This window comes from Burkholderia semiarida (genome assembly GCF_029268935.1).
Classification (GTDB): Bacteria; Pseudomonadota; Gammaproteobacteria; order Burkholderiales; family Burkholderiaceae; genus Burkholderia; species Burkholderia semiarida.
On sequence record NZ_JAHLCL010000005.1, the window covers coordinates 669,522 to 683,399 of the forward strand.

Here is a 13,878-nt window from a genome sequence, read left to right on the forward strand (position 1 = left end):
CCTTATAGAGGCTTGAGCCGTATGCGGGGAAACTCGCACGTACGGTTCTTAGGGGGCGGCGGCGCAGCAATGCGTCGTCGCTACCCGACTTTTCCATTGACGGCTGCTGCCATCCGCACGACCGCCGCCTGGCCACGACACCGCGCGCGCCGATGGCCCGAAATCGCGATTCCATTTATCGGCGCGCTCCCCGGGCAAGTAAAAAATTCCTTCGAAAAAGATGGGTTCCGTCTCTTTTTACTGGCCGCGTCATTCATACGACGAATTCACAAAATGTCACAATCTTGCTCATTACCGATGATTTATATTCCTTAACCGTTTGTTTCAATTGCATCAAAAAGCAAACGTTTGCCTGCTCGCACAGCCATGTTTTCCGTTTCAGTCGAGCAGGCCGATCACGATACCCGGGGGCACGAATGCGCATATTGGTTGTGGAGGACGATCCCGTTCAGGCGGAGGAAGTGCAAAGCGCACTTTCCCCTTATTGCCACACGATCAAGGTCGTCGTCGATGGAGAGCAGGCGCTGCGCTACCTGCGGTCCGAATCCGTCGACGCCGTCGTGCTCGACTGGCACTTGCCCAGCCTGACCGGCATCGAAGTCCTGAACTGGATCCGGACACGTGCGGATGTCGAATACGGCGTGCTGTTCCTCACCAGCCGCGTCGAGGAACTCGATGTCGTCAGGGCGCTGGAGGCCGGCGCCGACGACTATCTGAGCAAGCCGTTCCGCGCCGAGGAGCTCGCCGCGCGGGTCAACGCGCTGTTGCGCCGCGTTGCGCGCAACGTGAAGCGCGACGAGCCGATCCGGGCGGGCGCGTACGTGCTGGACCCGGTGGAGCGCGCGGTCCGGCTTCGCGATACCAAGATCGAATTGACGACGAAGGAATTTCAACTCGTCGCGTGCCTGTTTCACAATCTCGGCAAGATCATGTCGCGCGAGTTGCTGGCGACCACGGCGTGGGGGCGGGAACTGGGAACGGAGTCGCGTTCGCTCGATACGCATATCTACCGGATTCGGCAGAAACTGAAACTCGGGATCGAGAACGGCTTGCGCCTTTCCGCCATCTATACGCTCGGTTATCGACTCGATCAGATCAAGCCCGCCGCCGAAGCTTCCACCGACGTTCGTCGCGACGTAGGCATGCTGATGGAAAGCCGCGCGTGAGTTTCGTTGCAGGTAGGTAGCCGTGTCTCGGGCAGCAGGCGCGGCTCCCGGCATGCGCCGACGACATGCGCCGGCGCTTCGTCACGCAACAAGGCGGGCTTCCGCGGCAATGGCAATCTCGAATCTCGCGCGGGCGCCGCAACGGCATTGCCGATACTGATCGTCGCATTCTGCACCACGACGAACCGCATCCGCACGGCGCCTGATATGCGCCGGCCGACGCGCCGGATTCCCTTGCGCCGCACGCCGACGTAATGACCGCCCCGCGTTCGCTTTGAACTCCTATTCATTTCGGAACACCTGACCATCGGATCTCCGATGCCTCTCGACGTTTTGACACCGACGCGTGGTGCAAGTCAGCCCGAACCGTCTACGTGCGCCCCATCCGATCCATCGCAATGATGGCAGCGTCGTCACACGTTAACAATCATTCAATGCGTGACAAATGTTTGCTTTCTGATTCGAATGTTCTCCCCTAATATCTAGCATCACAAGGATCATGCAATTAAATACGTTTATATCATTTTTAAAATGATCGATTCTCCGCACGGAAATCGGCATTCACCAATCTATAAAAGTCATCGCAAAGTACCCGACCAGAACTATTCTCGAAGACGAATTTACTCGTCCAAAAATCAAGATCGCATATTGAATTGGCAGTTGTTCCGACTATCCCATTTACAGTAACGGCGGCCTGCCGTCGAGCACGATTTTTTCATGCCGAGATACAGAAATGGAAAACCTCATGAAGCGATCGGTGATCACCGCGACCGCGCGGCGTTGTCACGCGATCGACTTACCCGCCCCGCCCCAATCCCATTCGAGACCCGACACACTGTCGTGGTCGCACCCGATCATTCCATTCCGATATTTCGACGGCCGTGCGCCGTCGAAGTCGCCGAGCGACGCTCCCGCTCAAGACCCGCTTGCAGCGCCATGGACGACACCTCGCATCGTCCTCCATGGACAGCGCAAGATCTCGATCAACCGCCCATGACGCAAATTTTATTGTCACAAGGCATTTAGCACCACTACCCAATCGTATCCGATAAAGATTTATTCCTTCATAGGGGTGATCAAGATGAATAGAGTGTACAAGGTCATATGGAGCAAGTCTCGCGGCACGTTCGTCGCAGCATCGGAGCTCGGCAAGGCGCGCGGCAAGGGCGACTCCGGCTCGGACGTCTCGTGCGACGACCGGCTGGCGGGATCACACTCGGTGATCGGACAGCAACGGACCATTCGAATCCTTCTCGGCTTGGCGATCCCGGTTTGCCTCGGCGCGTCTTACCAGATCGCACACGCCCAGTATTCCGCTGGCAACGGCAGTGCCACGGGGACCGGAGATGTCGCGATCTCAGGCGCCGGCGGCGTAGCCGCAACCGCAAGCGGTGGACTTGGAATTGCCATCGGCAGCCAAGCATCTACCTCCGGACTGAATGCAGTAGCGCTGGGCACGAATGCCCATTCGTCCGCCGCCGGCGCAATCTCGATGGGAGCAAATGCACTCGCTACCGGAGGGAATGCGCTCTCGATCGGCGTGAACGCGACTGCGTCCGGGCAAACCAGCACCGCTCTCGGTCCCGCAGCCCTTGCGTTGGGCATCACGTCAACTGCGGTCGGCCCCAATTCATTGGCAACCGCTGCAAACTCTGTTGCCTTGGGCGTCTTGGCGTCTGCAACCAACACCGCGGCGACGGCGATCGGCTCGAGCGCCGTCGCGAGCGACACCGGCGCCAGCGCTTTCGGGCAAGCCGCCACAGCCTCCAGTAGCAGTTCGACTGCCATCGGCGGCAACACGACAGCCAGCGGAATCGGTGCGAGCGCGATCGGCCATCAGGCACTCGCGACCGGCACCAACGCTTCCTCGTTCGGCGCCTCTGCCGCCGCGACCGCCGAGAACGCCAGTGCGCTCGGCGATTTCTCCACGGCATCCGGAATCGGCAGCACGGCGTTGGGTGCGGGTGCACGGTCGAGCGCAGACAACGCGCTGTCCGGTGGATTGAATGCAGCGGCGTCCGGCGTTTCATCGATTTCCCTCGGCAACGCGTCGGTTGCCTCCAACAATTCCGCGACGACGCTCGGCGCCGGCGGTACCGCATCGGGCGACCACTCGACCGCGCTGGCGACGCTCGCGACCGCGGCCGGCAGCTACTCGATCGCCGCGGGCTTCAAGTCGATCACCACCAACACCGCCGACGCCGGCATCGCGCTGGGTTCCGGCGCATCGGTCAGCGGCGCCTCCGGCGTCGCGATCGGCGTCAACAGCGGGGCGTCGGGTGTCAACGCGGTCGCGCTCGGCCCGGGCGGCACGGCGGGCGTCCCCGGTTCCGGCACGCAGGCGACGGGCGCGCAGGCCGTGTCCATCGGCTACAACGCGCTCGCCAGCAATACCTACGCGCAGGCATTCGGCAGCCAGGCGACGGCGAGCGGCACGAGCTCGATCGCCATCGGCAACACCGCCACGGCGTCCACCCTGTTCGGCATCGCCCTCGGCAACCTGGCGACCGCATCCGGCATTTCCGGCGTCGCGCTGGGCGCGGGTGCTACCGCAGGCGCCGACAACTCGGTGGCGCTTGGCGTGAATGCCGGGGTATCGGCATACGGCGGCGTCGCGATCGGCACCGGCTCGCAAGCGCTGGCCGGCTCGACGGTCGCATTCGGCGACACCAGCACGGTGGCCGCAGCCGCGGGCGCGGGTTCGATCGCCGGCGGTCACAACTCGCAGGTGACCGGCGGCACCGGTGCGATCGCACTCGGCGAAGGCCAAACCGCGAACGGCAACGGCGCGGTGGCGATCGGCGATCCGAACACGGCTACCGGCAACGGCGCCGTGGCCATGGGCGCCAACAACACTGCGAACGGCAATGGCGCGGTCGCGCTGGGCAATACGAACGTCGCGACCGGGCAGGGTTCCGTCGCGCTCGGCAACGCGTCGCAGGCCAATGTCGCGGGCGCGATCGCGATCGGCGATGCGGCCAACGTCCAGGCCGCTGCCACCGGTGGCGTCGCGCTCGGCTCGGGTGCGACTGCGAGCGTGGCCAACAGCGTCGCGCTCGGCGCGAATTCAGCGACGGTCGCCGCCACGCCGACTTCGAGCGCGGTCATTGGCGGCGTGACCTACAACTTCGCGGGCGCGGCACCGGCCGGCGTCGTGAGCGTCGGTGCGCCGGGCACGGAGCGCCAGATCCAGAACGTTGCGGCCGGCCAGTTGAGCGGCGCCAGCACCGACGCGGTCAACGGGTCGCAGTTGTTCGCGACCAACCAGCAAGTAACGGCAAACACGACCGCGATATCGAACATCAACAACGGCGCGGGCATCAAGTACTTCCACGCGAATTCGACTGCGCCCGATTCGTCGGCGACCGGCGCCGATGCCGTCGCGATCGGCGGAAACGCGCAAGCGACGGTCGCGAATTCTGTCGCGCTCGGCGCGAACGCGACCACCACCGCGGCCACCCCAACCTCGAGCGCGGTCATCGGCGGCGTAACCTACAACTTCGCGGGCGCGGCCCCCGCCGGCGTCGTGAGCGTCGGCGCACCTGGCGCGGAACGCCAGATCCAGAACGTCGCGGCCGGCCAGTTGAGCGGCACCAGCACCGATGCGGTCAACGGTTCGCAATTGTTCGCGACCAACGAGCAGGTGACGGCCAACACGACGGCCATCTCGAACATCAACAATGGCGCCGGCATCAAATACTTCCACGCGAACTCGACGTTGGCCGACAGTCAGGCGACCGGGACGGACAGCATTGCCGTCGGCCCTCAGGCAGTCGCGAGCGCGGCCGGCAGCCTGGCCGCCGGCACCGGCGCGCAATCGAGCGCGGCGAGCGGCGTGGCGCTCGGTGCGCAGACGGCCGTTTCGATAGCCGGCGGCGTCGCGATCGGCTCGGGCGCCGTATCGGATCGCGCCATCGCGGCCGGCAGCGGCACGATCCCGGCCGGCAGCCACACCGTACCGTTCAATACGTCCGACGCGACCCTGCTGGGCGCCGTGTCGTTCGGCAGTGCATCGGGCAACACGTACCGGCAACTGATCAACGTCGCCGACGGGACCGACGCGCACGATGCGGTCACGGTCCGGCAGTTGACCGGCGCCCTGCAATCGTTCGCCGTCACGCCGACGATGTACTTCCACGCCAACTCGACCGCCGCCGATTCGCTCGCGGTAGGCGCCGAATCGATCGCGGTGGGGCCGACCACCGTCGTCAATGGAGACAACGGCGTCGGGATCGGCAACGGTGCGATCGTGCAGCAGACGGCGCCCGGCGGCGTGGCCATCGGCCAGGCCGCGAACTCGGGGCAGGCCGATGCCATCGCGCTGGGCAGCGGCGCGAATGCGACGGGGCCGCAATCGATCGCACAAGGCGCGAACGCCGTTGCCGGCACGTCGGGCGGCATCGCGATCGGCTCCGGCGCGAACAGCAGCGCAGCCGACGCCATCGCGTTGGGCTCGGGCGCCAGCGCGAGCTTCGCGAACAGCATCGCGCTCGGCGCCGGCTCGGTCACGACGGTCGGCGCGCAGTCGAACTACATTGCGTACGGCTTGAGCAGCCCGCAGTCGTCTGCCGGCGAAATCAACGTCGGCAACCGCAAAATCACCGGTCTCGCCGCCGGCTCGGCCGGCACCGACGCGGTCAACGTCAGCCAGCTCGAGGCCGTCAACCAGAACCTGACGACGCTGATCCAGAACATCAGCAGTACCAACGGTAACGGCGGCTTCCCTTCGACCCCGGGCTCGTCGACGCCGCCCGCATCGACGGGCTCGAACTCGTCGGCAGGCGGCAACGGCGCGGTGGCGTCCGGCTCGAACAGCACGGCGGTCGGCAACGGCTCGACCGCATCGGGTACCGGCTCGACGACGATCGGCTCGGGCGCGACGTCGTCCGGCAACGGCTCCGTGGCGATCGGCTCGGGCAGCAACGACGGCGGGCGCAACAACGTCGTGTCGATCGGCACGGCGACTTCGACGCGGCAACTCACGAACGTCGCCGCCGGCACCGCGCCCACCGATGGCGTCAATGTCCAGCAACTGAATGCCGCGGTGGGCAACGCGAACGCGTACACCGACGCGAAGATCCAGTCGCTGCGACGCGACGCGGACGGCGGCACCGCCAGTGCGATGGCCGTCGCGGGCCTGCCGCAACCGTCCGGCCCCGGCAAGAGCATGGTGGCGATCGCCGGCAGCGTCTATCGCAGCCAGTCGGGGCAGGCGATCGGCATCTCGACGATCTCCGAGAACAATCACTGGATCTATAAGGCCGCCATCACGACCAACACGCGCAACGACTACGGCGCCGTGATCGGCGCGGGTTACCAGTGGTGACGGCGGAAAAACGGCTGTCCTGCAGCGACACGCGGCGGCCGCGCGCAACGATCGATCGTTGCCGCGGCGCCGGATACGCGGCTCCTTATACGATGAGAGACTGATCATGAAAATCCAATGGGCACTTGCGCTGTCCGTCAGTGTGCTTTCCGTTGCATCCCTGGCAGGCTGTGCGGCCGACGGGCCGCCCCGCTTCCCGGACCCGCAATCCGCCAGCCCGAAGGGCGGCACATTTGTGAACGTGGCCAACCTGCGTAACGTCGGGCCCGGCCTGAACAAGGACCAGATGTACGATCTGCTCGGTCCTCCTCACTTCAACGAGTGGTTCGTCGGCAGCCACGTGTGGAACTACCTGTTCGACTTCCGCCGCGGCAACGAAGTCGTCGCATGCCAGTACCAGGTGCGCTACGACGAGCACATGAAAGTGAGCAATACGTACTGGCGCGACCCCGCATGCGCGGACTTCGTGCGCACGCAATCCGCCGCGCCGGCGGCCGCGGCAGAGTCGCCGGCCGCGCCGATCGAGCAATTCACGCTGCAAAGCGACGCGCTGTTCGCGTTCGGCCAATCGAGCCTCGAATCGATGCAGCCGGGCGGCAAGGCGCAGCTCGACGATGCGGTCGAGCGGATCAAGCGCCACAAGACGATCACGCGAATCGTCGTCGTCGGGCACACCGACCGGATCGGCACCCCCGCGGTGAACGACCCGCTGTCGCGCGCGCGGGCGCAAACGGTCCGCCGCTATCTGATCGCGCATGGCCTGGACGGAAACGTCATCGAGGCGGACGGCGTGGGATCGCGCGAGCCCGTCGCGCATTGCCCGCCCGGCCAGAGCCGCGCCGTGATCGCGCGCCTGCAGCCCGATCGCCGGGTCTCGATCGCGCTCAGCGGCCGCGACTGACCTGCCGCGACGCCGGTGGCGTCATTCACGCTTCGCCCGCGTGGCGGGCGCCACATCGAACGACCGGCAAACCGGCATCGCGCCCCTGTGGGCGGTAACGCGCGCCTCGGGCTTGCCGGCATCGCCGGCGGCATCGCGTTTGCCGCCGTATCGGCGCCGGGCCGGAACGACCGAGCGCCCGCGCCGCGCCCTACCCGTGCGGAAAGCGCGCGACGCGGCACGACGGCGCTTGATTCGAACGCCTGAGCGACCAGCTACCAGCAATCCGGATGACGACGATGAGAAGGGTCGGGGTGTATGTGGATGGCAGCAGCATCGACGCGAATGGCGGCCATCTGATGCGATACGACGTGCTGCGCGCGCTCGCCGGTCGGGCCGGCGCCACGATTCAGCGGCTGCACGCGTATCTGAGTTTCGACGCACGCCGCGCGGCACGCTCCGCCGATTACGACGCGCGGATCAAGGGCTATCAGGCGGCACTGCGCGACAAGGGATTCCGCGTCACGGTCAAGCCGCTCAGACACATCGCCGACGAGGATGGCACCGAAACCGTCAAATCGAATTCGGATCTGGGCATGGCCATCGACGCGCTGTCCGAATCGGACCGGCTCGACACCGTGCTCGTCGCCACCAGCGACGGCGATTTCGTCGAAGTCGTACGAGCGTTGCAGAAGAAGGGATGCCGGGTCGAAGTCCTCGGGTTCGACAACGTGCCGCTCGAATTACGCGATGCGGCCGACCAGTTCATCAGCGGCTATCTGGTGCCGGGCCTGCTGCCGGTTCGCGATGCGGCCTCCGGCTCGCCTGCCTGGGGCCAGGTCGGCTCACGCGTGCGCGGCGTGTGCAACCGGTTCGAGCCGGACGACGGATATGGCTTCATCGCGTTCTGGGCCGCGTTGCCCGATACGCCGCTGCTCGCGGCGGCCGAGACGAGCCCCGCCTACTTTCGCGGCAGCAGTTTGCAGGATCCGTCGATCGTCGCGCGGTTGCCGTCTCGAAGCACGATTCTCGAATTCGACCTCGCGATGCCCGCGAAACACACGGGCGCCCCTGAGGCGCGCCGGATTCAGGTCGTTTCCAGCGCCTAGCCATCAAGGCATCGCGGCAGCCCGATCAGCGCCCGAGCGCCGCGTCGTGATCGTGCTTCGACAGGAACATGAGGAAGGTCGTCCCTTCCCCCAGCTTCGAGCGGACCTGCAGCTTTCCGCCGAGCGAATCGACGACCGTCTTGACGAATGCCAGGCCCAAACCATGCCCGGACATCGACGCGCCGCCGTCCAGTTGCGTGAATTCGCGAAACAGCTTTTCCTGGTCGCGCTCGGATATGCCGGTTCCGTAATCGGTCACGGCGATCTTCACGTGCCGATCCGTGGCCGACAACTCCACGTCGACCGTGGAGGCTTCGCGACCGAACTTGATCGCGTTGCCGATCAGATTGACGAATGCCCGCCGCAGCAATTGCACATCGGCGATCGTACTGAGCCCGGGCTCCGCCGTCAGGTTGACGATCGTCGATTTCGCACTCGCCTGCGGCAGCAGATCGTCGACGGCATCGCCGAGCACCAGTGCGGGATCGACCGCGGCCAGCTTCGGCGGCAGATTCTCGGCCCTGGCAAGAAAGAGGAAATCGTCGGAGAGGGTCAGCGCGCGCGTCGCATACTGTGATACCAGTTCGGCGAAGCGCTGCGGCGTGTACCGCGACGGATCCCGCCGGATCTGCGAAACGAGCGCGAGAATCGACGCCTGCGGCGACCGCATGTCGTGCGACAGGAATCGCAGCGCCATGTCCCGCTGCCGCTCGGCCATCCGCACGGACGAGACGTCCGCGACATGAAAGACCAGCGCGCGCTCGCCATAGACGGACGGGCGGATCGGTGCGCACTTGATCAGCAGCGAACGACCGCACCGTGCATTGGCGATCTCGATTCCCTGGTCGAGCTGCGATTTCGTCTGTGCCGACAGCGCGTCGCCGTCAGGCCAGTGATCGAGCGACGTCAACGCCTGCGCGACGAATTCATTCGCCCGATGCGATGCGGTGATCTGAAACAGCACGTCCGAAACCGGCCGGCCCACCGGCGCCCGCCCGGCATCCGGATGCTCGTCGGGCTCCGCGCACCACGCGGCGATCCGCCGGTTCGCCAGCAGCACGACACCGTCGGCCGACGCAATCAGCGTCGCTTCCGGCAGACTGTCGACCCATGCGTCGATGAGCGCACGATAGCGACGTACTCGCGCATCCAGATTCGCAGTCCTGTCCAGTTGCCGCCGAACCGGGTCGACGTGTCGCACGACGCTCGCCGACTCCGCATGCAGCAACGGGTCGGTCGCCATGCGGTCGCCGAGGAGACCGATGAAGCGCAGCAACACTTCGGTACGCCGCCAGAACACCAGCACGCAGGCGAGCACGCACATCAGCATGCCGGTGGCGGGCGGCAGCGCCTCGCCGCCGACCACGAACACGGCATACGCGATCGCAGCAACCGCTCCTGCGACGACGAACGATGCAACGAGGCCGGCACCAGGACCGAACCGGTAGAGCAACGCACAGATCACGCACACGACGGCCTCGTTGAACAGCAGCGCCCACGCAAGACCGGCCTGTTGAAGCGGTGCCGCCGCGGCCGGCGCAGGCGATGCAACGATTGCCGCGGCATCGTCTCCGATCGGCCGCACGCCGGCCGACGACACGCCGGGCCGGCCATGCCCGAGGTCGGCCGCCGCGCGAATCAGGACCGCGCGGCCGCTCAGCCGGTTCGACGGCACCGCGCCGTCCAGCACGTTGACGTACGAGTAGCGCTCGCAAGGTCCGTTCCAGTGAAACGCAGCGTCGCGCGCGCAGGCTTGATCGGCGTTGCCGGAATTGCCGAGGTTGCCGCTCCCGGCCTCCGTTCGTGCGCCGCCGCGACTTGCCGCCTCGCCACCGCGGTGCCCGGCACGTGCGCGCGCGACGTCCCGCAAGCCGGTCAGGTCGATACTGACGACTGCGACGCCGCTTCCGGCAAGCCGCTCCATCATCCGCTCACGGGTTTCGATGCTGAACGGCCAGTTGCCCAGACGCGCGGTCGTACGTTCGTCGACCACGATCATCGCCAGCGGCTTGACGGGCCCGCCGTGGGCCGACCGCGACACGAACCCGAACCACGCGCGGTCGACGCGTTGCAGCGCATGTGTCGTCGTGAGCACCGCACAGACCAGCACCAGCGCAAACGCCACCCGTATCCACTCCGTGGCGCAATACGAGGACGCGCTCCCGGCCATCTGCCTGCCTTCATCACATGAACGGCGCCGCCCCAGCCCCAAAAATCTTCCGAACATGTCGATCAGATGATGCTCCATCGATATCGCATTGATCGGCATCTGACATGCCTGCATCAAACACCGCACCCCACTTCAAGCAGCATTGACCGGTGACGCAGCAGCCCGGTCACACCCCCTTCACGTGCCGATCGCCCGCCCTGTACATACGCGCGCGGACGTACCCGGCCAAACGACCTCCAAGCAGCGATCCGTAATTTAATATGCGTTAATTATACTTCAATTTTCACCGGAATTAACCATCCAATTTAATTACAATTAAATTAACATTTAATTCAAGATCTATTCTGATACTTTCCATAATAAGCCATCACTTCCAGGCGACATCGTCCCTCATCCAAAGCACGCGCACCGTTCGCTCCACCAAAAAACCGGCGCATTAAAATCCGAATCATCACACAAAACGAAAATCAATTCAGCTTTCAATATGCAGTCCCGATATCACAATACGACTCCCATGAATCTCATTCTCAAAAATCGAGCCCCAATATACAAAACAATAAACAAATTTACATTTGTTTATTTTCCATGAGTTGAAATTTTGCATTCCACTCAATAGAATCGATCGATCAGCAACATGCAGCCGACATTTAATCGGCGTACCCGGACATTCATGAATTTCCCCTTTGCATCAAACGATCCGCTCGACGATGCCGAACGCGGACTGCGTCAGGGCGAGTTCTTTTTCCTCCTGCAACCCAAGTTCGCGCTCCAGGGAATCCGTCTGGCCGGTTTCGAATGTCTGATGCGCTGGCGCCATCCGGCGCGCGGCATCCTGGAGCCCGCGTCGTTCATCAGCCTGATCGAGGATTCATCTCTGGCCACGCGCTTCACCGAACTGCTCACCCGAAGAGCGGCGCACATGCTGGCGCAGTGGAAGGCGGCCGGTTACGGCAAGCTGTCTCTCGCGATCAATCTGTCTCCGTCGGAGCTGGGGCACGCGGATTTTCCGGCGCAGCTTTCCGCACTGCTGACGTCGCTCGGGCTCGAGCCGGCTCGCGTCGAAATCGAGCTGACCGATGTCGTTCCGCCTGCCCGGCTCGACTGGCTGGTGGAGGCCATCCATGCGACGCAGGCAATCGGCGTGCGCGTCGCATTGGACGACTTCGGTGCAGGCTTCAATTCGCTGACGCTGTTGCAACAGTTGCCGGTGGATATCGTCAAGTTCGATCGCTCGCTGATCCGCGATGTCCTGCAAAACAACGAATCCATGCGGGTCGTTGAGACCCTGGTGCACATCGCGCAAAGCCATGGCAAGCACATCGTGATGACGGGCATCGAAACCGCCGCGCAGTTCGAATGGGCCAGCACGCTGCCGGACGTCGACGGCCAGGGTTTCTATCTCGGCGAGCCGCTGCGCGAAGCGGCGGTCCAGACGTTCATCGCCGATTGCCATGCGCGGATCCTGTCGTAGCCCCGCGCGCGCCGTAGGCGAGTAGGCGCCATCCGTGCTTCAAGCGCGAGGCCGCGTGCTTCATGCGTCGGGTCGGCATGCCGGACGCCGCCGCATCCCAGGATTCATCCGGAATATCGGGTGCCATCTACGCTCCGATCGGGCTGTTTGTTCACGCCGCCGTGTGCGACGTGCAGCCAGCATAGAACGGCGGCCCGAGCGCTCAAAGTGAACTTTTGTCACTTTCACGAGCATTTCCACAGGGCTCCCACATTCCGGGAAAATGCCGATCCGTCGGGCACCGACGTGCGCCGGTGCCTCGCCCGTGAATTACCAGCGAATCAACGCCGAGCCCCACGTGAAGCCCGAGCCCATTGCAGGCGTCAGGACGAGATCGTTCTCCTTGATGCGTCCGTCGGATACGGCTTCGCCGAGCGCGAGCGGAATCGACGCCGCCGACGTGTTGCCGTGTTTGCCGACGGTGAGCACGACCTTCTCCATCGGCAGATTCAACTTCGTGCCGACGGTTTGCACGATGCGCTGGTTTGCCTGATGCGGAACGATCCAGTCGACGTCGTCCCGGGTCAGCCCGTGCGCATCGAGCGCTTCCTGCGACGCGTCGGCGAGATTGACGACCGCATGCAGAAATACGTCGCGGCCCTCCAGATGCATCTTGCCGGCGCTTTGCGTCGACGATACCCCGCCGTCCGTGTGAATCTTGTCCCAGTACCGTCCATCCGAATGCAGATGCGTGGACAGCACACCGCGCGGCCTGTCGCCTTCGCGCCGTTCGCCGCGCAGCACCAGCGCGCCCGCGCCGTCGCCGAACAGCACGCAGCTATTGCGGTCCTGCCAGTCCACGATACGCGACATCGTTTCCGCGCCGATCACCAGCGCGGTGCGCGCCTGCCCGAGCCGGATCATGTTGTCGGCGACCGAGAGCGCGAACACGAAGCCCGAACAGACGGCCTGCACGTCGAACGCGGCGCCGCGCGGCATGCCGATCGCTTCCTGAACGCGGACGGCCGTCGCGGGCATCGTGCGATCGGGCGTGCAGGTCGCGAGCACGATGAGATCGACGTCGGCCGCGGCGATCCCTGCGTGACTCAGCGCGGCCCGGGCCGCGCCGATCGCGAGATCGGACGTGTTCTCGCCGGGCGCCGCGATCCTGCGCTCCTTGATGCCGGTGCGCTGCGTGATCCACTCGTCCGTGGTGTCGACCTTCAGTGCGATGTCATGATTCGTCATGCGGTGCTCGGGCAACGCGGAACCGCAGCCGACGACGCGCGACATCCAGTGGTCCACGCGATTGATTTCCACCATCTTCGGTACTCCGATCAAAGTCGATGACGCGCCGGCCGCCCGATGTCTCGAACCGGCGCCCTGGCGTTACCAGCTTCCGACGCCCGCGTCCTGGCCCGGCTCCGCGGCGGCGCTCGTGCCCTGCGGTTGCAGCGAGACGAGATGCTCGGCCAGCGCATTGAAGGTCGGATAGTCGTAAAGGACCGTATCGTCGATCTTGATGTTGAGCCGCTCTTCGAGGAAGAACGCGAGTTCGACGGAATGCATCGAGTCGAAGCCGGCGTCGGCGAAGGTCTGTTCGAGATCGGTCGGCACCTTCAGGTTGTTCGCTTCGGTCCACTCCTGGATCCACGCAAGAATGGTTTCCGCGGTGACCGTCGGCCCGTTGACGGCTGCAGCTTGAAGTTGATCGTTCATGGCATCGATTCCTTGAAGTCGGATTGAGGACGGTGAAGGCGCGGCGGCGACGCCGCGC

General features: G+C 64.7%; 9 protein-coding genes. 6 read left to right on the forward strand and 3 right to left on the reverse strand.

Translation table 11 applies throughout. The annotated features are described in order from the left end of the window. The 5 genes from KPB06_RS09790 to KPB06_RS09810 form a co-directional block, all read left to right on the forward strand. Positions 1-315, forward strand: a 315-nt coding sequence (locus tag KPB06_RS09790; RefSeq protein ID WP_476695706.1) for a hypothetical protein, incomplete at its 5' end; no start/stop codon positions are given. After that, positions 285-1,166 carry a response regulator transcription factor gene (locus KPB06_RS09795; RefSeq protein WP_230971896.1) on the forward strand — a complete coding sequence of 294 codons (882 nt, stop codon included), beginning with the start codon at positions 285-287 and terminating at the stop codon, positions 1,164-1,166. The genes KPB06_RS09790 and KPB06_RS09795, both read left to right, overlap by 31 nt. Before the next feature lie 1,081 nt (positions 1,167-2,247). Continuing rightward, complete coding sequence (locus KPB06_RS09800) at positions 2,248-6,492, forward strand: YadA-like family protein (protein WP_060010757.1); 4,245 nt, start codon at positions 2,248-2,250, stop codon at positions 6,490-6,492. Positions 6,493-6,598: 106 nt separating this feature from the next. Beyond that, the gene (locus KPB06_RS09805) at positions 6,599-7,393 is read left to right on the forward strand and encodes an OmpA family protein (protein ID WP_275920438.1); all 795 of its coding nucleotides are present in this window, start codon (positions 6,599-6,601) and stop codon (positions 7,391-7,393) included. Positions 7,394-7,671: 278 nt separating this feature from the next. Then, positions 7,672-8,481 (forward strand): LabA-like NYN domain-containing protein, encoded by an 810-nt coding sequence (locus KPB06_RS09810; protein WP_179231830.1) that lies wholly within the window; start codon positions 7,672-7,674, stop codon positions 8,479-8,481. Between the two features lie 25 nt (positions 8,482-8,506). Here the strand turns inward: KPB06_RS09810 and KPB06_RS09815 are convergent, their stop codons facing one another. Further along, complete coding sequence (locus KPB06_RS09815; protein ID WP_060010703.1) at positions 8,507-10,606, reverse strand: sensor histidine kinase; 2,100 nt, start codon at positions 10,604-10,606, stop codon at positions 8,507-8,509. A gap of 679 nt (positions 10,607-11,285) precedes the next feature. Between KPB06_RS09815 and KPB06_RS09820 the strand changes: the two genes are divergently transcribed. After that, positions 11,286-12,122, forward strand: a complete 837-nt coding sequence (locus KPB06_RS09820; RefSeq protein WP_275920439.1) for an EAL domain-containing protein — start codon at positions 11,286-11,288, stop codon at positions 12,120-12,122. Between the two features lie 309 nt (positions 12,123-12,431). Here KPB06_RS09820 and KPB06_RS09825 read toward each other — a convergent pair whose 3' ends face one another. Then, entirely contained in the window at positions 12,432-13,424 is a 993-nt protein-coding gene (locus KPB06_RS09825) for a beta-ketoacyl-ACP synthase III (protein WP_089466225.1), read from the reverse strand. A gap of 66 nt (positions 13,425-13,490) precedes the next feature. Continuing rightward, the gene (locus tag KPB06_RS09830; protein WP_060010709.1) at positions 13,491-13,820 is read right to left on the reverse strand and encodes an acyl carrier protein; all 330 of its coding nucleotides are present in this window, start codon (positions 13,818-13,820) and stop codon (positions 13,491-13,493) included. Positions 13,821-13,878: the final 58 nt, after the last annotated feature.

What these genes read in the sequence shown, in the direction of transcription:
- KPB06_RS09800 (WP_060010757.1), top strand. Translation starts at nt 2,248, where the DNA reads ATGAATAGAGTGTACAAGGTCATATGGAGCAAGTCTCGCGGCACGTTC.
- KPB06_RS09805 (WP_275920438.1), top strand. Translation starts at nt 6,599, where the DNA reads ATGAAAATCCAATGGGCACTTGCGCTGTCCGTCAGTGTGCTTTCCGTT.
- KPB06_RS09810 (WP_179231830.1), top strand. Translation starts at nt 7,672, where the DNA reads ATGAGAAGGGTCGGGGTGTATGTGGATGGCAGCAGCATCGACGCGAAT.
- KPB06_RS09820 (WP_275920439.1), top strand. Translation starts at nt 11,286, where the DNA reads ATGCAGCCGACATTTAATCGGCGTACCCGGACATTCATGAATTTCCCC.
- KPB06_RS09825 (WP_089466225.1), bottom strand. Translation starts at nt 13,424, where the DNA reads ATGGTGGAAATCAATCGCGTGGACCACTGGATGTCGCGCGTCGTCGGC.
- KPB06_RS09830 (WP_060010709.1), bottom strand. Translation starts at nt 13,820, where the DNA reads ATGAACGATCAACTTCAAGCTGCAGCCGTCAACGGGCCGACGGTCACC.